Source organism: Streptomyces sp. NPDC007971 (genome assembly GCF_042958635.1).
Lineage (GTDB): Bacteria > Actinomycetota > Actinomycetes > Streptomycetales > Streptomycetaceae > Streptomyces.
Genome location: NZ_JBIBJK010000015.1, coordinates 193,940 through 214,354 on the forward strand (window position 1 = coordinate 193,940; position 20,415 = coordinate 214,354).

The 20,415-nt window shown below is 69.9% G+C and carries 23 protein-coding genes and 1 pseudogene; 6 read left to right on the forward strand and 18 right to left on the reverse strand.

The window, feature by feature from the left end:
• Window positions 1-9 precede the first annotated feature (9 nt).
• The 4 genes and pseudogenes from ACFZCP_RS29860 to ACFZCP_RS29875 all read left to right on the forward strand — a co-directional run.
• Window positions 10-264: a lasso peptide biosynthesis PqqD family chaperone gene (locus ACFZCP_RS29860; protein WP_391432662.1), complete on the forward strand. Its 255-nt coding sequence runs from the start codon at window positions 10-12 to the stop codon at window positions 262-264.
• On the forward strand, window positions 261-698 hold the full coding sequence (locus ACFZCP_RS29865) for a lasso peptide biosynthesis B2 protein (protein WP_391432665.1): 438 nt from the start codon (window positions 261-263) through the stop codon (window positions 696-698). Before ACFZCP_RS29860 ends, ACFZCP_RS29865 begins: the two co-directional genes overlap by 4 nt.
• Window positions 695-2,545 (forward strand): ABC transporter transmembrane domain-containing protein, encoded by a 1,851-nt coding sequence (locus ACFZCP_RS29870; RefSeq protein ID WP_391432669.1) that lies wholly within the window; start codon window positions 695-697, stop codon window positions 2,543-2,545. Before ACFZCP_RS29865 ends, ACFZCP_RS29870 begins: the two co-directional genes overlap by 4 nt.
• A gap of 441 nt (window positions 2,546-2,986) precedes the next feature.
• Window positions 2,987-3,589: pseudogene (locus ACFZCP_RS29875) on the forward strand (iron-containing redox enzyme family protein); the annotation flags it as partial.
• Window positions 3,590-3,820: 231 nt separating this feature from the next.
• Here ACFZCP_RS29875 and ACFZCP_RS29880 read toward each other — a convergent pair.
• The 11 genes from ACFZCP_RS29880 to ACFZCP_RS29930 are packed head-to-tail and all read right to left on the reverse strand — an operon-like array spanning window position 3,821 to window position 9,686.
• Window positions 3,821-4,231: a hypothetical protein gene (locus tag ACFZCP_RS29880; RefSeq protein ID WP_391432672.1), complete on the reverse strand. Its 411-nt coding sequence runs from the start codon at window positions 4,229-4,231 to the stop codon at window positions 3,821-3,823.
• A 54-nt stretch (window positions 4,232-4,285) separates the two neighbouring features.
• Window positions 4,286-4,591 (reverse strand): gas vesicle protein GvpK, encoded by a 306-nt coding sequence (locus tag ACFZCP_RS29885; protein WP_391432867.1) that lies wholly within the window; start codon window positions 4,589-4,591, stop codon window positions 4,286-4,288.
• A gap of 48 nt (window positions 4,592-4,639) precedes the next feature.
• The gene (locus tag ACFZCP_RS29890) at window positions 4,640-4,867 is read right to left on the reverse strand and encodes a gas vesicle protein GvpJ (protein ID WP_391432675.1); all 228 of its coding nucleotides are present in this window, start codon (window positions 4,865-4,867) and stop codon (window positions 4,640-4,642) included.
• Window positions 4,864-5,661 carry a GvpL/GvpF family gas vesicle protein gene (locus ACFZCP_RS29895; protein ID WP_391432678.1) on the reverse strand — a complete coding sequence of 266 codons (798 nt, stop codon included), beginning with the start codon at window positions 5,659-5,661 and terminating at the stop codon, window positions 4,864-4,866. The genes ACFZCP_RS29890 and ACFZCP_RS29895 overlap by 4 nt, the downstream gene beginning before the upstream one ends.
• On the reverse strand, window positions 5,654-6,061 hold the full coding sequence (gene gvpJ / locus ACFZCP_RS29900) for a gas vesicle protein GvpJ (protein ID WP_391432681.1): 408 nt from the start codon (window positions 6,059-6,061) through the stop codon (window positions 5,654-5,656). The genes ACFZCP_RS29895 and gvpJ overlap by 8 nt, the downstream gene beginning before the upstream one ends.
• Before the next feature lie 33 nt (window positions 6,062-6,094).
• Window positions 6,095-7,267 (reverse strand): SRPBCC family protein, encoded by a 1,173-nt coding sequence (locus ACFZCP_RS29905; protein ID WP_391432684.1) that lies wholly within the window; start codon window positions 7,265-7,267, stop codon window positions 6,095-6,097.
• Window positions 7,260-7,850 (reverse strand): hypothetical protein, encoded by a 591-nt coding sequence (locus ACFZCP_RS29910; RefSeq protein WP_391432687.1) that lies wholly within the window; start codon window positions 7,848-7,850, stop codon window positions 7,260-7,262. Before ACFZCP_RS29910 ends, ACFZCP_RS29905 begins: the two co-directional genes overlap by 8 nt.
• Window positions 7,851-7,892: 42 nt before the next feature.
• Window positions 7,893-8,150, reverse strand: a complete 258-nt coding sequence (locus ACFZCP_RS29915) for a gas vesicle protein GvpG (RefSeq protein WP_391432691.1) — start codon at window positions 8,148-8,150, stop codon at window positions 7,893-7,895.
• A gap of 40 nt (window positions 8,151-8,190) precedes the next feature.
• Complete coding sequence (locus tag ACFZCP_RS29920; protein WP_391432695.1) at window positions 8,191-8,898, reverse strand: GvpL/GvpF family gas vesicle protein; 708 nt, start codon at window positions 8,896-8,898, stop codon at window positions 8,191-8,193.
• 3 nt (window positions 8,899-8,901) lie between these two features.
• A complete protein-coding gene (locus ACFZCP_RS29925; RefSeq protein WP_391432698.1) occupies window positions 8,902-9,351 on the reverse strand; it encodes a gas vesicle protein GvpJ in 450 nt (149 codons plus the stop codon).
• A gap of 26 nt (window positions 9,352-9,377) precedes the next feature.
• Window positions 9,378-9,686 carry a gas vesicle protein GvpO gene (locus tag ACFZCP_RS29930; RefSeq protein ID WP_391432700.1) on the reverse strand — a complete coding sequence of 103 codons (309 nt, stop codon included), beginning with the start codon at window positions 9,684-9,686 and terminating at the stop codon, window positions 9,378-9,380.
• A gap of 1,917 nt (window positions 9,687-11,603) precedes the next feature.
• On the opposite strand from ACFZCP_RS29930, the gene ACFZCP_RS29935 reads away from it, so the two are divergent.
• Both ACFZCP_RS29935 and ACFZCP_RS29940 read left to right on the forward strand, forming a co-directional pair.
• Window positions 11,604-12,125, forward strand: a complete 522-nt coding sequence (locus ACFZCP_RS29935) for a regulator component (protein ID WP_391432702.1) — start codon at window positions 11,604-11,606, stop codon at window positions 12,123-12,125.
• Window positions 12,118-13,299 (forward strand): MAB_1171c family putative transporter, encoded by a 1,182-nt coding sequence (locus ACFZCP_RS29940; protein WP_391432704.1) that lies wholly within the window; start codon window positions 12,118-12,120, stop codon window positions 13,297-13,299. Before ACFZCP_RS29935 ends, ACFZCP_RS29940 begins: the two co-directional genes overlap by 8 nt.
• An 11-nt stretch (window positions 13,300-13,310) precedes the next feature.
• Here ACFZCP_RS29940 and ACFZCP_RS29945 read toward each other — a convergent pair whose 3' ends face one another.
• The 7 genes from ACFZCP_RS29945 to ACFZCP_RS29975 all read right to left on the reverse strand — a co-directional run bounded on the left by ACFZCP_RS29945 (window position 13,311) and on the right by ACFZCP_RS29975 (window position 20,357).
• On the reverse strand, window positions 13,311-14,129 hold the full coding sequence (locus ACFZCP_RS29945) for an SDR family oxidoreductase (protein WP_391432707.1): 819 nt from the start codon (window positions 14,127-14,129) through the stop codon (window positions 13,311-13,313).
• A 73-nt stretch (window positions 14,130-14,202) separates the two neighbouring features.
• Complete coding sequence (locus tag ACFZCP_RS29950) at window positions 14,203-15,222, reverse strand: RimK family alpha-L-glutamate ligase (protein WP_391432710.1); 1,020 nt, start codon at window positions 15,220-15,222, stop codon at window positions 14,203-14,205.
• Between the two features lie 21 nt (window positions 15,223-15,243).
• The gene (locus ACFZCP_RS29955; protein ID WP_391432713.1) at window positions 15,244-16,425 is read right to left on the reverse strand and encodes an acetyl-CoA carboxylase biotin carboxylase subunit family protein; all 1,182 of its coding nucleotides are present in this window, start codon (window positions 16,423-16,425) and stop codon (window positions 15,244-15,246) included.
• Between the two features lie 10 nt (window positions 16,426-16,435).
• On the reverse strand, window positions 16,436-17,455 hold the full coding sequence (locus ACFZCP_RS29960; protein WP_391432717.1) for a TauD/TfdA family dioxygenase: 1,020 nt from the start codon (window positions 17,453-17,455) through the stop codon (window positions 16,436-16,438).
• Window positions 17,452-18,570, reverse strand: coding sequence for an aspartate kinase (locus ACFZCP_RS29965; RefSeq protein ID WP_391432720.1), 1,119 nt, complete (start codon window positions 18,568-18,570; stop codon window positions 17,452-17,454). Before ACFZCP_RS29965 ends, ACFZCP_RS29960 begins: the two co-directional genes overlap by 4 nt.
• A complete protein-coding gene (locus ACFZCP_RS29970) occupies window positions 18,567-19,610 on the reverse strand; it encodes an aspartate-semialdehyde dehydrogenase (RefSeq protein WP_391432724.1) in 1,044 nt (347 codons plus the stop codon). Before ACFZCP_RS29970 ends, ACFZCP_RS29965 begins: the two co-directional genes overlap by 4 nt.
• Window positions 19,611-19,661: 51 nt before the next feature.
• On the reverse strand, window positions 19,662-20,357 hold the full coding sequence (locus ACFZCP_RS29975) for an HAD-IA family hydrolase (protein WP_391432727.1): 696 nt from the start codon (window positions 20,355-20,357) through the stop codon (window positions 19,662-19,664).
• Between the last annotated feature and the right edge of the window lie 58 nt (window positions 20,358-20,415).

Consider the following 20,415-nt stretch of genomic DNA (forward strand, 5'->3'; position numbering starts at 1 on the left):
GCCCCCCACATGCCCCTGCGGTTCGGTGACAATGTCTCCACGGCCGAGACCGACTACGGCACGGTACTGCTGGACGAACGTGCCGGTGCCTATTGGGAGTTGAATCCGACCGCCACTCTGGTCGTGCGGACGCTGCTCGACGGCGGCGAGGAGTCGGACGCGGCCGCCGCCCTGGTCCGGGAGTTCGACATCGACCAGGCGCAGGCCGTGCGGGACGTCGCGACGCTCGTACGGGAGTTGCGGAGCTCGGGGCTCGCCTCATGACGACGCCCAGCGCGCTGGAACGACCCGCCGGTGTTCCCCTGCCCCGACGTATGGCAGCCCGCCTGGTTCTGCTCCCCGCCGTCGCCCTCGCCTTCCTGCCGCCCCGCCGTCTCCGCGCGGTGCTCGGCGTCCTGCGGCGCGGTGCCGCGCCCGCCACCGCCGCGCAGGCCCAGAACGCGCGCGATGCCATGTGCGCGGCCAGCCTGCGCTGCGCCGGACCGAAGGGGTGCCTGCCACGCTCTCTGGGGGCGGCACTGGTGTGCCGGCTCGGCGGAACATGGCCGACCTGGTGCACCGGCGTACGCGTCGTCCCGCCCTTCACCGCGCACGCCTGGGTCGAGGCGGAGGGCCGTCCCGTCGGGGAGGGTGTGCCGGACGGCTACTTCGCCCGGCTGGTGGCCGTCCACCCACGGCCACGGCCCATGGACCGATGACCGGCGCGGCGGCGGTGAACGGCGGCCGGGCCGCGGCCGCCGAGGGCGACAAGTCCACCCGGGCGGCCGTGGCCACGATGTACCGGCTCACCGCCGGACACCGGAGCGCCGTCGCGGTCGCCACGGTACTGACCCTCGTGGGCTCCGCCCTGGGACTGGCCCAGCCGCTCGTCGCCAAGCACGTCGTGGACGCGAGCGGCCGCGGGCAGGTCATCTGGCCGCTGCTGGCACTCCTGTGCGCACTGTTCCTCACCGAAGCGGTGACGGGAGCCGCAGGACGCTTCCTTCTGGAACGGATGGGAGAAGGTGTCGTACGGCAGCTCAGACACGGGCTGGTGGGGCGGCTGCTCCGGCTGGAGATGAGGGAGTACGAACGCCACCGGGGCGGCGACCTCATCTCCCGGGTGACGGCCGACACCACCCTGCTCCGGGAGGTCGTGTCGCAGGCCCTCGTCGATCTGGTGACGGGAAGCCTTGTCGCCGCCGGGGCGATCGTCCTCATGGCGTGGCTCGACCCCCTGCTGCTGCTCCTGGTCGCCGTCACTGTGGCCGCGGCGGCCCTGGTCGTGGCCTCGCTACTCACCGGCATCAGAGGCGCGTCCGAACAGATGCAGGAATCGGTTGGTGCCATCGCGGCCGACCTGGAACGCGCCCTCGGTGCCCTGCCGATGGTCCGGGTGCACCGCGCCGAGGAGCGCGAGGCGGCTTGCATCGGCGCACGCGTCGAGGCGGCCTACGGCGCGGGGGTACGCACCGCGAAGCTCGCTTCTGTCATGAGCCCCGCTGTCGAACTCGCCGTTCAGGGCTCCTTCCTCATCGTCCTGGTCGTCGGCGGCCTGCGCGTCAACGGCCGGGCCGGCTCCCTCGGCGACCTCGTCGCCTTCCTGCTGTACGCCTCGTACCTCGTCCTGCCGCTGTCCTCCGTCTTCCGTGCCGTGGGCCTCATCCAACGCGGGATGGGCGCCTACCAGCGCATCGACGAGGCGCTCCGTCTGCCTGTCGAGCCCACCGCACCGCGGGTCCCGGGAGTCCGCACGCACACCCCCCGGCCGGCCGTGCCGTCCGCAACCCCCACGCAGCCCGCCCTCGCCCTGCGCGACGTCCGCTTCGGCTACGCCCCGGGCAGGCCGGTCCTCCGCGACGTCTCGTTCGCCGTCGAGCACCGGCAGCACGTCGCCCTGGTGGGGCGGTCCGGAGCCGGCAAGAGCACGGTGTTCGCGCTGGTGGCGAGGTTCTACGAGCCGGACGCGGGCCACGTGCTCTTCGACGGACGGCCTGCGACCGAACTCACCGTTGACGCATGCCGCCGGCGCATCGCCGTCGTCGACCAGAACACTCACGTCGTCCACGGCACCCTGCGCGACAACATCGCCTACGCAGTGCCCGACGCCACGGAAGCGGAGATTCGGCGCGTCACGGAACTTGCCCGACTCGAAGAAGTCGTCGACCGGCTGCCCGGCGGCCTGAGCGCCGTCATCGGTGAACGCGGCAGCACCCTCTCCGGCGGCGAACGCCAACGCATCGCCCTCGCCCGCGCGTTGCTGGCCCGCCCTGCGTTGCTCCTGCTGGACGAGCCCACCTCCCACCTCGACGCGATCAATGAATCGGCGCTCACCACCGTCATGAAAGACGTCGCCCAGGAGTGCGCCCTGCTGGTTGTCGCCCACCGCCTGTCCACCGTGCAGCACGCCGACCACATCGTCGTCCTGCACGACGGCCGCACCGCCGCCGGCGGACGCCACGAGGAGTTGCTGGCCGACAACGCCCTCTACCGCGAACTGGCCGCCAGCCAGATGCTCCGGCCGGGCGGGGAGCCCGGCGGCGCCGGAGCGGGCACGGCCGGTTGACACCGTGCCGTTCCCGGATCTCAGCCGACCAGGATCAGGACCGTGCATGGGCCGACGGCCCAACGGTCGCCGCCATGAGTTGCGTTCCTGCCGGTCAACAGTGGTGCGGTAGCCGTACCGCCATGGAACCAAGAACCTCCTGGTGTCGTACTCGCCGAAGGAGCTGGGCTTCTTCCAGGCGCAGGAAAAGGGCGCCTGACCTGCGGCCGTTTTCTGGATTCCCGTTTCGACAACGGCCCCGGGGTGCTCGTGGGGCCCGAGGGGCCGGTCCGGTCCGCTCGCACCCTGCCTCACCAGCATGGCGAGCACCCGTGAAGCTCTTGTGGTCAACTGCACGCCCAGGGCATCCCCCGAACCGTCCAACACCGAGGCGCTGGCCTCGGTGGTCGCCGCGCGACTGGCCGAGCTGGACGTGAAGACGGAGTCCGTGCGCGCCGTGGACTCCATTACCTCGGCTTCGACGGCGTCCCCGACGACCGCGAATGGGACCCTCGGCTCCTGGCCCTGCGCGCCGGGTTGGAAGACCGCTTCCTCGGCGCCCTGCGCACGGACGCGCCGGTCGACACGTCCGACACCGCCTCGCAGGCCGGACCTGGGCCTGGACACCTCGTACGGCCACGATGTCGACGCCGCGCCCGCCGAGGCACTGGCCACCGTCAACATGATGTCCCTGTTCGGCCCGCACCGGGCACTGCGCGGCGCGCTCGTCGGCCACTTCGCAACCGTCGAGATCGCCTCCTCCCCCGCCTCGCGCCGCCTGGCCGAGGCCCTGCGCCGCATGAACGCCGGCCCGGACGCCGTCCGCTTCTCCGCCGAGCACGTCGAAGCCGACGCGGTCCACGAACAGGTCGTACGTCACGAAGTCGTCGCCGGACTCCTGGCGGACGAACCGCGACTGAACGCAGACGTCCTCTTCCAGACCGCGCTACGGGCCACCTGGAGAACCGCCTCACCGCCCGCCTGCTGGCAGCCTGGTGCGACGACCGCTCGCCGCTGCGCACCGGCCACACCACACAGACGGCCCGAGGTATCCAGAGCGCATAAGGGAGAGCGTGGTACACGCAGCCTCCAACACGGTCCGGCTCGTCGTGGCCGAGGCGACGGACGGGGTCCGCACCGCCCCTGACCCGGCATGCATGGCTCTCAGCCTCGTGGGATTACGGGCAGCCTTGAGGCACGTGGGCAGCACAATGGGCGGGCCGGCCAGGTGGTCAGCCCGCCAATGTGCTCGCAACGGCGTATCTTGCCCTCCCCCGGCAGCCGCGGTCAGCGGGCTCAGATGCGTCCGCCCGTGAGACGGGTCAGCGGGCCCATGCGGACCTTTCGCGTCGAACGGCCGATCGCGAAGGACGCCCCGGCGACCCCCGCCACGGCCGCTGCCGCGCCCGCCACGACCGCTTTTCGATGCTTGACGACTGTCCATGCCGTGGTCGCAACGGCAGTCGCCTTGGCGGCGCCGACGATCACGGCCTGCTGCCCGCTTTCCAGCCGGGCGACCGCTGCGCGGCTGACACCTTGGCCGGCGTCACTGGCCGACTGCACGCTGGACGCAGCCGATTTCTTCGCCTCGCTCGCCGCCTCCTTGGCCTCGTGGGCCGCGTTGCGCGTTGCCGCCGTGCGGGAGGCCGCGGACTTCTTCGCACTCGCTGCGGTCGAATTCCGGGCGCTGTTACTTCCGGTAGTCATGGTGCTCCTTTCGTTCCGTAACTGAAACCTAATTACGGAGCGTGATCAGATGGATCAGAATTCACGGGGAAGCAGTGAGCCCAATGGACCGAGATCCAGGTTCAGGTCATTCATCGTTAGGTTGTACCGACTGCACAGCTCCTCCATCCGCTCCTGAAGGATCATCAGGGTCATTCCGATACGTTCCTCCTCGTCGTCGGAGAGGTCGCCTTGATCGACGCGGTGGATCGCAGTTCGCTCCATAAGCTGCCGCAGCAGTTCGACGATGGTGAGGACCAGCTTCATGAGATCCCTCTCCACCGTCTCGGGGTCTGTCTGCCATCGTTGTTGGAGATTTCCGGCCGGTGCCGCCGCTGGCATCCTCAGCAAACGGTCCGCGAGGATGTCGACAGATGTTTCGGGCATGATTCAGAACTCCTGGCTGTGCGGCCGCGGACATGCTTCTCCAGGCGCCGGCGCCTGGGAGGTGACCGACCGGATGACCGCGCGGAGGTTGATATGGACCAGATCCACGTCGGCGATGCTGAGGACCAGATCCCCGGCGAGCACCGCGCCGCCGTTCAGCAGCCGGTCCAGCAGGTCGATGAGGGCCACCGGCGGTTCGGGGCCTCGGCCCCCGAGGGATGGCGCGCTCATGCCGGCCCTCGATCTTCGGCCCGGTCTCGCACGGGTAGGGTTGCGAAGGAGTACGGCGCCCAGGGTCCGGTCACCTCGATGCCGACGCCCGGGTGTGCGAGGGCGCTCAGCCGCGCACGGAACTGCTCCACCGCGTCCAGCGGCACGAGGTATGCCTCGTTGGCCACGTTCTCGCCTCTCCCGCCCGACCACTCCCCCTGTTGAGGCCGGTGCACCATGCGGGCCGTGGACAGCGCGCCTGCCTCGAGGGTCGCTGCTTTTGCGAGGTCGATCGCGACGCGTTGGGCGTGCTGCGCGGTGTCCCGCTGAGCCCTGCGGCGCCGCAGATAGGCGCGGCCCGGTGAGGCCGCGTCCGGTTCGGGTTCCGCCGCCTCGGGGATGGCGTGCGGCAGGGAGTAGACCTTCAGGCCGAGTTCGACGTGACCGTCCAGCAGGTCCAGCATCTCGTCGAACTGTGGCCGCTGCTCATCGAGCATTTCGGCCACCCGTTCCTCGTCGCGGTACACCGTGGCGAGGCGCATCGGCAGGACCGTCGTCCGGGCGAAGGCCGCGTCCACGACTGCGTGGTGCGCCCGGGCGAGCCCTTCAAGGCGCGCCAGGTCTTCGAGCTGGGCTGGCAGGTTCGTCTCGTCGAATCGGTCGGACGGCACTGCGGAAACCACGGCGGCCAGCCCGTTTCCCGACACCGTGTGCAGGGGGTGGCCGTCCACCCCGGTCAGCGGGGTCGTCACTTGCTCCAGCGCCAGTTCGTCTCGGCCGACGGCGTAGACGTACCGCAGTTCGGTGTCACTCATGGCCGGACTTCTCCTGCGAAGTCTCCTGACTCTCGAGCTCCGGCGCAGCGGCCTCCCGCAGACGGGCGATCTCGGCGCGCAGCCGTGCGTTCTCCTCGCTCAGTTCGGCCGCTGGGGCATGGGAGGGCGTGGAAGGAGCACGCGAAGAGAGGGAGGGGTCATGCTCCCACCAGTCGATGCCCATCTCCTTGGCTTTGTCGACGGACGCAACCAGCAGGCGGAGCTTGATGGTAAGCAACTCGATGTCAAGAAGGTTGATCTTGATGTCGCCCGCGATCACCACTCCCTTGTCGAGGACACGCTCCAGGATGTCAGCAAGGTTCGCCGATGATCCCTGTGCCGCGTAAGGGGACGCGGAGCGGGTGGGGGCGGGCAGTCGACCGCTCAGTGATTCGGACACGTTGTCAATCCTCGTCCTGCGTTCGGTCCCTGATCACGCCTGCGCCTCGGCAGTGCGCCGACGCCGGGTGCCGCGGTCCGGCTCGTCGGTGTCTTCGACCTCGGGCTCCGGCTCATCGGAGATCTCTTCGTCCTCGGCTCCGCCGCGGGCCTCGTCTTCCTGGTAGCCGTCGGGCTCCTCGTCGTCGTAGGGCTCCTCCTCGCCGTCTACGAACTCCTCCTCGTAGTCCTCGGCACCCTCGTCGTCTTCCTCGTCGTAGGGCTCGTCGGTCTCGTCTTCGCCGGCGTACGCGTCGTCGTCCTCCTGGGCGTTCTCGTCCGGCTCCTGGTCCTCAGAGGACTGCGAGTCCTGATCTCCTGCCTGTTCCTGTTCCACGGCGTCCTCGGGGGACACCACGACCTCGCCATCGCGGATCTCACCGCGCCACCCGTCGGTGGCCTCTCCGCGCATCATGATGAACTTGCGGTAGAGCTTCAGGTCCAGCCGGGCCCGCCGGCCCTGGGCACGCCAGATGTTGCCCGTCTTCTCGAACAGGCCCTTGGGGAAGTATTCGAGAACGAGCAGCACCTTGGTGAGGTCGTCGGTCACGGCGTGGAAGGTGACGACGCCCTTGACGGTGCCCTTCGCGCCCTCTGTCGTCCAGGTGATCCGCTCGTCGGGGACCTGTTCAGTGACGTTGGCCTTCCAGCTTCGAGTGGACTTGGCGACCTTCACCTTCCAGTTGCTGGTGGTGTCGTCGGCCTTCTCGACACTGACCACGCCCTTGGCGAAGGTGCTGAACTCCTGGAACTGGGTCCACTGGTCGTACGCTTCGCGCACCGGCACGCCGACGTCGATGTCCTCGACGATGGTGACGCTCTTCGACTTGCCGCCGCCCGACTTGCGGCCCTTGCCGAAAAGCCCCTTGACCTTGTCCTTCACGGTGTCCTTCAGGTGGGAGACGGCCACGCTCACCCCGGCCTGTGCCGGCGACTTGCCATCCGCGAGCGTCTGCCCGCCCTTGGCGAGGCTCTTGAGCGGGCCGCTTGCGCCGCCCTCCCCGGGCTGGGCCAGCCTGGAGACGCCCTCTCCGAGCTTCCGTCCCAGTCCGGTGACCGTGTGCTCGGCGCGAGCGACCAGGTAGTTGCGCAGTTCTTCCTTGAGGCGATCCGTGGCGGGGTTCGACATGACTTCGCTGCGGATCTTGCCGACGGTGGAGTCAGCCATTGCCTTCACCGCCGCTCTTCCGGGCCGAGCTGGTCCGCTTCCTGGCGGTGCCCGTCTGCTTGGAAGCGGCGGACTTGGCGGCGCCGGTGCGCTTGCGGGTGGCCTGGGACGTGCGGCGCGCAGCCCCTTCCGCGGCCGATCGGGTCCGCTTGGCGGGGGCGCGACCGCCGTCCTTCGTCGACTCGCCGGCCGAGGACCTGCGCCGAGCCGGCTTCTCGTCGCCGCCATCCTCGGCAGGCTCGTCCGGCTCGTCCGGCCCATCCGGCTCCTCGGCGCGGGCTTCGTCGGTGGCACCGAGCGCCTGGGTGCGCTTGGCGAGAGAGGAGGCGAGGCCGGCCGCCCGCTGCGTGAGCGCCTCGGTGGCCGCACTGCGAGTGGCGTCGACCAACTCGCTGCGCACCTGCTGGTTGAGTCCGCCGAGCGCGGGCGAGTTCGCGAGCAGTTTGCCAATGTTCCGGGGGTCGAGGTCGATCTTCTTGCCCGCCAGAAACATCCCCAGTCCCAAGGCCATCTTGGCCTTCTTCGTCCGCCCCAGGACGTATCCGCCCAGCAGAGCGACGGCTATCTTCACGTTCTTCGTCATGCTGTGTGCACCTCGGTCTCTCCACTCTCAGGTCGCGGACCGTCAAGCGCTGCCCCGGCGTTCCTCCTGGTAGCGCTCGATCTCGTCCAGTCGGTCGAGCAGTTCGTCCTCCCGGCGGTCGTACTCCTCCTCAGAGATCCGGCCCTCGGTCAACTCGCGTTCCAGCGCCGCGAGCTGCTGCCGCACCGGGCCAGGGTCGTAGTACTCCTGCTCCGCCGCGGTCAGCACCTGGTCAATGACCCAGGCAGTTCCGCGGACAGGCGCCAGCGGGAGGGTAAGGATGCTGGTGATCAAGCCCATGCCCCGCTCCCTTCCGGCTTCGTGGGCCGCGCCCCGCCCGTCAGACGAAGCTGTACGGCGGCAGCGGGCCGGTCAGGGTGAAGGTGTAGGCATCGCCACGCCGGTCGGCCTCGCCCTGCACGGCCTGGACGAACGCCTCTGTCTCCGCGCTCCGGACGAGGAACGACAGGCTGAGCAGGTCCGGGCCCCCCTGCCCCACCGACACACTCGTCGCAGCCGAGGCCAGCGCACCGGTCAGCTCCTGAGCCTCGGCGTCCCTGCGGGCCTCCACCTCGCGCGACACCGTCTCGCCGAGGGCGACTCGGTCATCGTGTGAGCCAGTCGCCCGGCTACGCTCGCGCAGCTCTCGCACCTGGTCGGAGTGGGTGACGATCTCACGCAGGAGGTCGTCCTCGTCACGGGAGACCTTGAGGTTGTACTCGACGTGGCCGTCGAGCTCGGCGAGCCGGGCCTGGTAGCCCTCGCCCTCCGCGTCCAGCGCCGCCGCGACCTGGTCGTCGTCCGGGGCGAGCAGCCCGAAGCGCATGGGCAGGGTCGTGCCGTCGGCCATCAGCGTCTCCAAGACGCTCTGATGGGCGCGGACGTCGCGGCGCTTGGCCCGCAGCCCCTCGGGCGCGTCACTGACCACCGCGGTGAGCGTGTCGGTGCGTATGGCCCTCAGCTGCGTGGCAGGTTCCCCGACGCCCTGGACGCTCTCCAGGCGCAGCGGGTGATCGGCTCGAGTGATGCCGTATACGTAGGTGGGCATCTTCTACTCCTCGCTGCGCTGTGCGCTCTGTCGGCTGGACGTGGACTTGCGCGCCGTACGCTTGCGCGGCTGCTGTTCCGCCTCGGAATCGTCGTGCCGGGATGAGAGGGACTCGGTGAACGCCTCGACCGCTCCGGTCAGCGCTCCTTTCGACTTGCCCTTCGCCCCGCTCTCGGTCATGTCTCCGACGAGGTCGGTGAGCTTGGTGGGCGCCTTGCGGCCGGCCTCGAGGTCGAGGCGGTTGCACGCCTCGGCGAACCGCAGGTAGGTGTCGACGCTGGCGACGACGACTCGGACGTCGATCTTGAGTATCTCGATCCCGACCAGAGAGACACGCACGAACGCGTCGATCACGAGACCGCGATCCAGGATGAGTTCGAGCACGTCGTAGAGATTTCCGCCACCACCTCCACTCCCTTGGGAGGCAACGCTGCTCTGCTGTACGAGTGTCATGGTGAACCCTTTTCGTAGATCCGTTTTCAGCGGCGGTCGATCTGGCCTCTGGCGTAACGGCGCACCCGCTCATAGGCGCGCAGGCGCCCCTGCGGGTCGAGTTCGATCTGGTACGACGCCATGACGCTCATCGTGTCGGGCACCCGTTCCAATTCGAGGACCTCGACCTCCGCCGACCATCCGTTGTCCGTGGCTCGGACGGCGGACACCGATTCCACGTCGCGCTGCAGCAACGCGGAGATCTGGGTGCTCGCCTCGCGTATCACGGAGGGCAGATCCAGACGCTCATCGGCGGCTCCGCCGCTGTTTTGGTTCTTGTTGTCGGTGGTGCTCATAATCTCCGCCCGCCGAATGGTTTCTTGAAGACGTCCTTCATCTGTCCTCTACGACTTCTGCTTCGGTTGCCCAAGGGGCTTGCACGTATGCCTCGACCCCCGAATCACCCGATAGCAGATGAATATGCCCAGTCGTCGCGCAAGTTGACACGATGTCCGATTTGGCCGCTCCGTGACTGGCGAGGCGGAGGTTCGGGGTGGCTCGGCTGAGGCCGTGGGGGCCAGGCCGCCCGGCTGCGGGTAACTCCGAGAAAGCCTGGTCAGAGTCCCCGATCAAGCGCCTCATCCTGCTGGGCCTTGCCGGGAATCAGAACGCTGATTTGATCCTGGATTCGGCGAGTTGAGGTACCTGACGACGACGTCTGGCGTGCAGATGCAAACTCTTGAGGGGGGAAGCACCGTGGCTTCCACGAGTGGGCGGAGTCTTTCACTGCCGACTGATGGTCATGGCGGTGGTGTTGAAGAACTGGCCGAAGAGCACCTGTAAACCCGGATGGGGCCCGCTTCGATCAGACTGCCGCGCCGTGGAGCGGCGGCGATCGTAGGCTGAGAGGGCTCGGGGCCTGTGTGGGAGCCCCGCGCACTGGCCCTGGTGCAGTCCCTATGGCCATTTCAGCAGACTCTCGCCACCCGCTATCGATTACGAACTGTAACCGGAGCACATGGGCGTCAGGCTGGCGTCAGGCTTTCCTCAACGCACCCGACGATCGTCTGCCTGCTCCCCCCTGGGGAGCGCATCGCTGCATGTCAGCACACTTTGGCAGACAACCTCAAGAAGATCTCGTCGTCCCACTGGCTTCGCGCATCACGCCTGATCCAGAGCGAGCCCTTCTCCGCCTCCGGCCTCGCCCAGTTCACGATCAAGATCCGGACCATATACGGGCCAGAGCCGGCCCTCCCTGTGTGAAAACTGGCATTCATACTGGTCAGAGCCATGTGCGCCGTGCACCACCAGCAGACGAAGAATCTGCTGGTGTCGTACTCGCCGAAGAAGCTGGGCTTCTTCTAGACGCACGAAAAAGGCACCTGACCCGGGTTTTCGCCCGTCAGGCGCCTTTCATTCAGCCCGCTCTGGACCGAGCTCGGCCGGCGCGCCGACTCCCGCTGCCTCCCGCTGCCGTACCCCACCTGACGAGTCCTTCCGGACCAGTCACGGACCAAAACCCCGGTTCGGCCCTCGGGTGCGTCGTGCCCCATGGTGCGCTCGCAAAGACGAACTCCTCATCGAGCCGCGTGGCAGTCGCTGACCAACCCACGATGAACTCGACGCCGACCGCCAGGGAGGCCGCGCACAGCTCCTTCAGCAGCGGGCGCCCGCCGGGATGCAGCACGGCATCTCCCACGAGCCGGCGGTCGGCGCGCGGGGCGCCCAGCTGGACGTCGGCGAGGGCGCGAGTGCGGGCGGCGCGCCGGGTGGCCTTGGCGTCGGCGACATGGCCGCCGGGCGGCCCGGTCGCGATCACCGCCAGGGCCGCCCTCGCACACCAAGCGCCCCTCCAAGGCAGGTCGCCGGCATCGGTCTCCGCCCGCGCCCGGCGCACGATGCCGATGCGGGCCCCCCTTCGAACAGGCGGGAACGCACCTCGCCGGCGCGACCGCACGCACTGCGTTTTCCCTGGTGAACGGGATGACAGGAGGTCGGCAGGGGCTGCCGCCGCGGCTTGGCCTGATCACGCGCTCGACAAGCCGGCCTTCCGGAGAACTGGGTTACGTTTTGGGCCGAAGGTCAACAGACGGCGTCGGATCGGCCTTGTTCGTGGTGGAGGACGGCTGATGGGGCGCGGGAGAGACCGTGTCCGCTGGAGGCCTGTCCAGTGGAGCCTGAGAGCGATTTCCCATTTCCGGGGGAGACATGGGTCGTAGCGCGGATACCCGAAACGGTGGAACCGCGGCTGGTTCCGGGAGACAGGACGGCACGTGAGGCGAACCGGCGACTACGTCGAGTTGCAGCGCAGATGCAGGGCGATCCTGAGCGATCTCGGTGTGCCTCGGTCCCTTTCGCTCGACGCGATCCACGAGCGGGTGGAGGAACTCCGGGGCCGGCCGCTCATTCTGAAGGAGCTGCCCGAGCGGGCCGCCTCGACCGGGGTGTGCGGACTGTGGCTGGGCACCGACGACGCCGACTACGTCTTCTACGAAGCCCGGACGGCGCCCCTGCACCGAGAGCACATCATCATGCACGAGATCGGCCATGTGCTGTGCGACCACCACCGTGGCGTCACCGCCAGGACCGACGCCTTGGTCGGTCAGCTGCTCGACGGTCTCCAGCCCTGGCTCGTCGAACGCCTCATGGCCCGGACCGGTTACAGCACCGCCGAGGAACAGGAAGCCGAGATGATCGCCAGCCTGATACAGAGCGCCGGGACACCCGGCCGCTCGGTCGGCGCGCTGGGGCGGCTCGGTGCCTTTCTGGGAGTGAGGGCCGGCGGCGGTGAGTGAGCTGGCGGCCCAGGTCGGAGTGTGCGGTGTCCTCGCCCTGTGGTTCGCCCTCGGACTGCGGGCGGGTCCGGCGCTGCGCCTGCCCTCCCAGCGGGGCCTGTGGCTCACGGTCCTCGCCGCGACCGTCGCCATCACCCTGTTTCAGCCCAGGGTCGTCGGGTGGCTGACGGACCTCGGCGGCACCTACCGGACGGTCTCCCTGGTCCGCAACCTGATCGGCGTCCTGAGCGCCGGACTGGTCCTGCTGTTCATCGTCGACTCCACGCGTGCCCGTCGCCCGCACCTCGCCGTGACGGCGGGGCTGACGGCGGCCATGGGCTCACTGCTCGCCCTGTACCTGCTGGGAGCCGATCAGACGGTCTCGCGGACATCACCCCAGGGACCTGCCGACCCGTCGTCCCTCTACCGGTTGATCCTCGTCGCCGCCCACCTGGCCGGTGACGCCGTCGCGGTGGTCGTCTGCCGGCGATACAGCGCACGTACCGACGACCGCGATCTCGTCTGGTCACTGCGGCTGTTCGCGGCGGGAAGCGTCCTGGCCATCGCCTTCTGGTGCGGCTACCTGATCCACCTCTACGTCCGGGTCGACGGCATGCTCCCCTGGCTGTCCCTGATCATGAGCCTCCACGGCTTCTTCCGCGCGGCCTCACTGCTCGTCCCCGTCGCCACGGCCTCCGCCCGGTCGCTGGCGGCCCTGCGGACCACCTGGCTGCTGTGGCCACTGTGGCGAGATCTCGTGGCCGCGGCACCGCATGTGGCCCTCGCCCAGCCGCAGCGGACCCGGGTCCACGAGGTGCTGCGCCCGCGCTCTTCGTACGCCCTGCAGGCACACCGGCAGACCATCGAGACGTACGACGCGCTGCTGCACCTGCAGCAGTACGTCCGGCCGGACGCCTTCGACCGGGCGCACCGGCAGGCGGGGCTGCGCGGGGAACGCCTCGCGGCGGCCGCACTGGCCTGTGCACTGGACCAGGCCCGGCGCGCCAAGCTCGCCGGCGCGCCGCCGTCCGCTCCGTCCGCGCTGCCCGGCGTCGATCGCGGCAGCCCGGCGACCCTCCTGGCGATCGCCCGCATGTGGCCGCCCCCGCCCGGCGCACTCCCCGCCGGGGCCGCCCCGGGCGGCCCCGGACCGCAGCCGCGGCGGGCCGGACGGGGCACGTCCCGGCCGAAGTGACTCCGCCGGTGTCAGAGGTCGGCGCCGGCGCGTGGTGCGATGTGGTGGTCGAACGCGAGGGTCCCGGGATCCAGGGCCGTCGCCCCGCCGTCGACCGTGAGCACCGCACCGTTGACGTAGGACGCCGCCGGGGAGACCAACCACCCGATCGTCTCGGCGACTTCATGCGGCTCGCCGACCCGGCCCATGGGCAGTGGCATCGTCACCGCCTCGTAGGCGGATGCCACACCGCCGTCCAGGCCCGCCTCCCGGGCGAAACGCTCCATGCGCCGGTCGGCCATCTCGGTCCTCACCCAGCTGGGGCACACGATGTTGGCACGCACCCCCGCGCGCCCGTAGTCGACGGCCACGGAACGGCACAGCGACAGCAGGGCGGCCTTGGACACGGCGTAGGGGGCGTTGCTCGGCCCGTTGCGCAGGGCGGAGACCGACGCGACGGCGACGACCGCTCCGCGCGTCCGCACCAGATGCGGGATCGCCGCGCGCAGGAGCAGCATCGGACCGGTGACGTTGGTGCGCATCACCTCGTCCCAGTCCGCCGGCGACAGGTCCCCGACGGTGCCGCCGCGTCCGATGCCCGCGTTGAGCACGACACCGTCCAGCCGCCCGTGGGCGTCGAGGGCCGTACGGACAAGGAGTTCGGCGGCGTCGTCGTCGCCCGCGTCGCACGGACACGCCAGTGCGCCGATTTCCCGCTCCAGCCGCCGCAGCGGTTCCACCCGTCGCCCGGAGACCACCACCTGGTGACCCTGCGCGCGCAGCAACCGGGCGGTGGCCTCCCCGATGCCGGAGCCGGCGCCGGTCACGATGACAACTCGCTCGTCCATCAAAAGGGTTCAGCTTTCTGTTCCAGGAGCCAGGGATGACACCAAGCCTAGGAGGGACCACGCGCCGGCGGCTCCGCTACCAGCGATCTTGAGACAGCTTGCCCGCCGTGCGCAGGGCGTTCAGGACCGCGTTCACCGCCTCGGAGGACTTGTCCTCGCCCGTGGCCCGCCGGTGGTAGTTCAGCCCGCCGGGGTTCTCCATGTTCAGCTCGATGACGTACGGATAGGCGAGGTCGACCCCCACGTAGAAGATGCCGTGGTCCATCAGCCGCTTGCCGAAGCGGCGCAGGAACACCTCCTCGTCCGGGGTGAGGGTGAGGCGTTCGAAGCGGGCGCCGACCGTGGCGTTGGCGCGATGGTCGTTGTCCCGGTGGAAACGCAGGAAACCGGTCACGGGCACATCGCCGGCGAGGATCACGCGCTTTTCGTTGCTGCGCACGTTGGGGATGTACTCCTGCACCGCGGTGTAACGCTTGGCCATGCCGATGATGTCGCGGCCGTAACTGACGTAGCGGGATGTCGCGTTGCCGGTCGCGGCGGCCAGCATCGCCGAGCGGTTGCGGTCCTTGTCGTTGACGACATAGACGTTCTGCCCACAGCCGCCGTTGGTCGGCTTGGTGACCCAGGAGCGGCCGGGGTCGGACCCGACGAGGTCGTTCAGGAACTCGTAGTCGTTCGAGACGTACGAGGCGGGCACGTTCTCCGCGGGCACCACCGCGCCGAGGTTGGTCTTGGCGTTCAGGTAGAACAGGGCGGTCGCGTCGTTGACGAACGGCACCCTGCGGTTGAGCAGCCACAGCAGCTGGAAGTAGTCGGTGGTCGCCTCGGGATGTGTGCCGGCGAGCACCCAGACCAGGTCGAAATCCTCGGCCGAGGCGTAGGGCTCGCTGAGCTTCGGGAACTCGCCGCCGGCGACGAACTCCTCGGAGACCCGCATACGGTCGCACACGACGACGGAGTCATGGACGCCCAGCGTGTCGATGTCCCCGATGTGCACCTCGTGGCCCTCGCGATACAGGGCGCTGGGGATGATCGAGTGGTTGTCCAGCTTGAATTTGTACGCTTCCGAGACCAGGACGAGAATCCTGTAGGGCATGGTGTCACCTCGTTGTGCGGTTCAGGCGGTCGGCAGTTCCTCGATGTGCTCCATCAGCCAGGACTCGGCCCGGAGCAGCCGTCGCTCCACCTCGGCGGCGTCGACGCCGCTCACGATGACGAAGCACAGGTGCGAAGCGCTGTAGAGGGTGACCGCGTCGGGTGCGATCTGTTCGTTCACCTCGTAGTGCCGCACCCACGGGAACGGCGGCCTGCCCGGCAGCCGTACCGGGCGGCCCTGCGGCAGGATGGAGACCGAGCCGTGCACCTCGGCCGGCGGGTCGGCGCAGGGCGGCTCGCAGGGCAGTTGGCAGGACAGGCGCAGGGAAGCGGTGTGCAGGTCCACCCCGTAGGTGGCCCGGGTGAGGGCGGGAATGCGGTCCCCGCCCACGCGGGAGGCGATCTCGCACATCACCAGTTCGTCCTCGGGTGTGTGGAAGACCTCCAGGTGGTAGGCGCCCGCCTCGGGAGTGTCGAAGGCGCCCAGCACCCGGTCGAGGAAGTCCTCCAGCCGCAGGGCCAAGGGGTCGTCGGGCCGCAGCTGGACGGAGCCGTTGTTCTCCCCGGAGAAGACGCCCAGGCAGCTGCGCAGGTAGCGGGAGGAGGCCACGAAGCGGTAGCCGGGGGCCAGGACGGCGTCCACGTGGTACATCGGGCCCTTGACGAACGTCTCCGCCATCAGGTCCTCCCGCCAGGGCCTGCGGCTGAAGGCGACCAGTTCCTCGTCGCCGTGCAGCACGGTGATGTCGCGCGATCCGCCCTGCTTGACGGGTTTGACGACGACGGGGAACCCGTGCTCCGCGATGAAGTCCGTCAGTTCGGTGAACGCGGCGAGGCGGGCGAACGGGGCCGTCGGGACGGTACGTCGCGCGACCTCTTTCATCACCACCTTGTCGCGGAACGACAGTGCGCTGGCCGCGGACTGGCCCGGGATGCCGAGGTCCTGCCGCATCCGCGCAACCCGTTCCAGGTCGTACTCGTTGTCCGTGATGATGTGGGTGAACGGCCGTTCCCGGGCCATCCGGCGGATCATCAGTTCCGGATAGGGCACGGTCTCGCACTCCGGCACGTGTTCGTATCCGCCGAGCCCCTCGGTGTTCGTCAGCTCGTGGTGGCTGAACACATGGAGGCGGTCGGCCACGTCGGGGAACATGGCGGGATAGTCCAGCCGGGGGCCGTAGTTGATCACTGCGATGTTGGTCATGGCGTCCCACTCAGTGGAGGCGGCGGGTTCCGGGAACGGCGCGGTGGCGGATGTCCCACTGGTTGCGGCGTACATATGTCCGCTGCAGCCAGCGGTCGCGTCCGTCGTAGTGCGCCGTGAACGGCGAACGCGCGTGCAGGCCCTTGCGGTTGTTGATCAGCAGTGCCTGGCCGGGCCGCAGGAGCACATGATGGGCGACCGCCCGGCAGGTGGCCTGGAGACGGTCCAGGGCCGAACGCGCCTCGTCGTCCAGCGGGCGCACCCCGTTGGCCGCCGCGGACACCTCGGGGCATGACTCCGGTCCGCTGATCATCGGGACCGGGTCGGACAGCACCTCGGCGCCGTGCGCGACGTCGCGGACGTAGCTGCCGGGCGCGTTCATCCGGAACAGGGGGCTGCGCAGGGTCCGCAGCGTCGCCTCGTCGAGGGCGCGGCAGATGTCGCGGGCGTCGGCGTAGTACGTGCCCGCCACGCCCTCCGGGTCGGCACGCAGGCAGCTGAGGACGAGGAAGTCGGGACTGGCGAGGTCGTAGCGGCCGGAGGGGTCGTGGACGATGTCGTTGTGGAAGTTGAGGAAGACCGCCGACCCCTGGTTCGTCTGTGTGCGGGCGCCGCTCGCGACCGGGACGACGTCGTGCACCAGTTGCCCGCTCTTCTCGGTGGCGAACCCGACCGGCTCGCCCAGCAGTCCGCTCAGCCCCAACAGGACGCCCTCGGCGACGAAGGTGGCCTTCTCCGAGCTCGGCCTGCCGTCGCGCGGGGTGCCGGGCAGCCTCGGATCCACGGGAAGGTTGCGGACGTGGCCGACGCCCGGGGTGTCGGGGTGCCTGCCGAAGTCCAGGAAGCGCTGCAGTAGTTCGGTGGGCATGCGCGCGAAGATCTGCAGGTAGCGGGTCATCGCCCAGTCGATGTCGCGGGACGGGCCGGGCTCCTTGACCAGGTGCACGGCGAGGGTGTCGCGGACGTGATCCGGCACATCGATCTCGGCGAGGGTGACCGGAGCGGCCGGGGCAGGCGCGTGGACGGTCATGCGCGTACTCCTTCGGTGTGCGGGTGGATGCGGGGTGGGGCGGGGTGGTCGGGGAGGCCGGCGTGCAACTCCCGTGCCAGGCGCACCGCCTCGTGTTCGTCGGCGGCGACGTGGACGGTGGCCAGTCCGTCCCGGATCTCGGTCACGGGCACACCGGCCCAGCGGCCGGGTGCCACACCGTGCCGGCGCTGGACCTCCTCCGGGTCGGCATAGCCGCCGATCACGGCGACGCACGGGGTGTCGTCCAGCCGGATCGCGTCCACGCCGTCGGCGCGGAACGCCCGGTGCGCCCGGTCGGCGGTCGCGTGGTCGGGATGGGCGAGGACGACGGAGCGCAGGTTGAGCACCACGGCGTCGGCCGTGGCGGCGCCGGGGCCGATGACGGTGCCCGGCGTGAAGGGCGGGGTGTTGTGCCGGCAGACGATGGTGACACCGCGCCGTTCGGCGAGGCGTACGGCACGGTGGTGCAGCACCTTCGCGCCGTGCCGCGACATCGCGGTGGCGTCGGCGTAGGAGACGTGGTCCAGCAGCCGGGTGGCGGTGACCTGGTTCGGGTCGCAGCTGTGAATGCCCTCGACGTCGGAGTGGATCTCGCACTCGCCGGCACCCACGGCGACGGCCACCGCCACCGCGGACAGGTCCGAGCTGTTCTTGCCCAGCCAGGTGGGGCGGCCCTCGGCGTCGACGGCCTGGCCACCGGGGACGACGACCACCTCGTGCTCGTCCAGGGCGCGGCGCAGCGGACGCGGGTCGGTCCGGCTCAGCCGGGCCCACATGAAGGGCCCCTCGGTCGTGAACCCCGTGCGCGGCCCGGCCAGCACGGTGGCCGTCCGGCCGACACGGTGCAGCGCGGCGGCCAGGAGGTGGGCGCTGACGGTGTCCGCGAGGGTGAGCAGCCCGGCCACCCGGTCGCCCGAGGGACGGGGATCGACGGCGTGCAGCCGTTCCCGCAGCCGCTCGGTCTCCCCGGGCATGGCGCTCACGACGACGGCCAGTCGCCGCCCTCCGGCATCCAGCCGGGCGGACAGGGAGTACGCCAGCTCGCCGTACGCGGCGGGTGTGGCGAAACTGGAACCGCCGAACTTGAGGACCGCGGGCGGGGCGGGGACCGTCACAGCACGCCCCGTTCGACGAGCGACTCGGCGATCTGCAGGGCGTTGAGGGCGGCTCCGATGCGGAGGTTGTCCGCCACGGCCCACAGCCAGAAGCCGCGCGGATTGCGCGGGCTCACCCGGACGCGCCCGACGTGCACGTGGTCGGGGTTCTTGGTGGTGCGCGGTGTGGGGAAGGCTCCCGGGGTGTCCGCGTCGTGGACGGTGACCTCGGGTTCGGCGGCGAGCAACCGGACCAGTTCCGTGCGGTCGACCACGTCGTCGCACTCGATCCAGACCGCCTCCGAGTGGCCGTTCATCACCGGTACCCGGACGCAGGTGGTGGTCACGTCGAGATGCGGGAGCCCGAGGATCTTGCGGGACTCCTGGAGCATCTTCTGCTCCTCCAACGTGAAGCCGGTGTCGAGGAGTTCGTCGATGAAGGGAATGACGTCGAAGGCGAGGGCCGGGGAGAAGGCGGTGGCCGGTGGAGTGGCCGCGGGGTCCTCCAGTGCGATCCGGCTGGCTTCGGCCAGCTCGGCGAGGCCCGAGTGGCCGCGCCCGGAGGCGGCCTGGTAAGTGCTCACCACGGCGTGCCGGATGCCCCACCGCTCCTCGACGGGCCGCAGCAGCCGGACGAGCGGGATGGTGGAGCAGTTCGGGTTGGCGATGACGCCAGTGGCCGGGCGGACGTCGAGTTCGGCCGCGTTGACCTGGGGGACGACCAACGGGGTGCCGGCGTCCATGCGGAAGGCGTTCGTGTTGTCGATGACCAGTGCGCCCCGGGCGACCGCCGAGGGCACCCACTTCCGGCTCACGGCACCGCCGGCCGAGAAGAAGGCGAGGTCGGTGGCGGAGAAGTCGAAGGTGTCGAGGGCTTCGACGCGGTGGACGCGGCCGTCGACGGTCAGCTCATGGCCCGCCGAACGTGCGGAGGCGACGAGGCGTACGTCCCGGTAGCGGAACCCGCGCTCCTCGATGAGCCGGATCAAGGTGGTGCCTACGGCGCCGGTGGCGCCCACCAGGGCGATACGGGGCGCGCTGTCCCCGGGTGTGAGGGGCATGGTGCTCGTTCTCCGTCCGTGGGTGGTTGCGGGTGCGTCCGGGGGCGGGGCTCACAGCAGGCGGTCGAGGAGTCCCAGCAGGGCATCGGGGCGCCGGTCGACGGGCAGCGGGTCGACGAAGTACACGGGTGAGCCGAGGGCGGCCGCACCGGCGTCCGCCACCCGGTCGTCGCCGACCATGGCCACATCGGGTCCGGCGAGTCCCAGGCGCTCGCAGGCGAGGGTGAACAGGCGTTCGTCGGGCTTCTGCACGCCGTGTTCGTAGGACAGCACGAAGGTGTCCACGTAGCCGTCCATGCCGTGGTGGCGGAAGACGGGCCGCAGGTCGTAGCCGATGTTGCTGACCACCGCCACGCGCACGCCGTGCTCCCGCAGCGTCCGCAGCACCTCCTGGGTGTCCGGGTAGGGCTGCCAGGCGGGCGGGGTCATGTGGCGTGCGTAGAGCGCGTCGGTCAGCTCGGGCCAGGGCAGTCCCGCGGCCCGCAGCAGCCCGGTGTACGCCGCCCGGTGCCGTACGGCGTCCAGGTCCCGCTCGTGCCACAGGGCCGTCAGCTCGGGGCCGGCGTCACGCGGTGCCGGTCCGCCCGGCACCGCCCCGAAGTCCGTCAAGTGGTGCGCCCACCGCCGTAGTTCATCCGCCGCAAGGGCACGGCCGGATTCCTCGGCCACGGCCCGGAGCCAGCTCTCGGCGTCCTCCAGGTGGAAGAGTGTGCCGTTGAAGTCGAACATGCATCCTTTGACGGCCATGGGGCTCCTTCGTGGGTGGCGGGGGGAGTCGCGGGCTCGGGTCCGTTGGGCGTCGCGG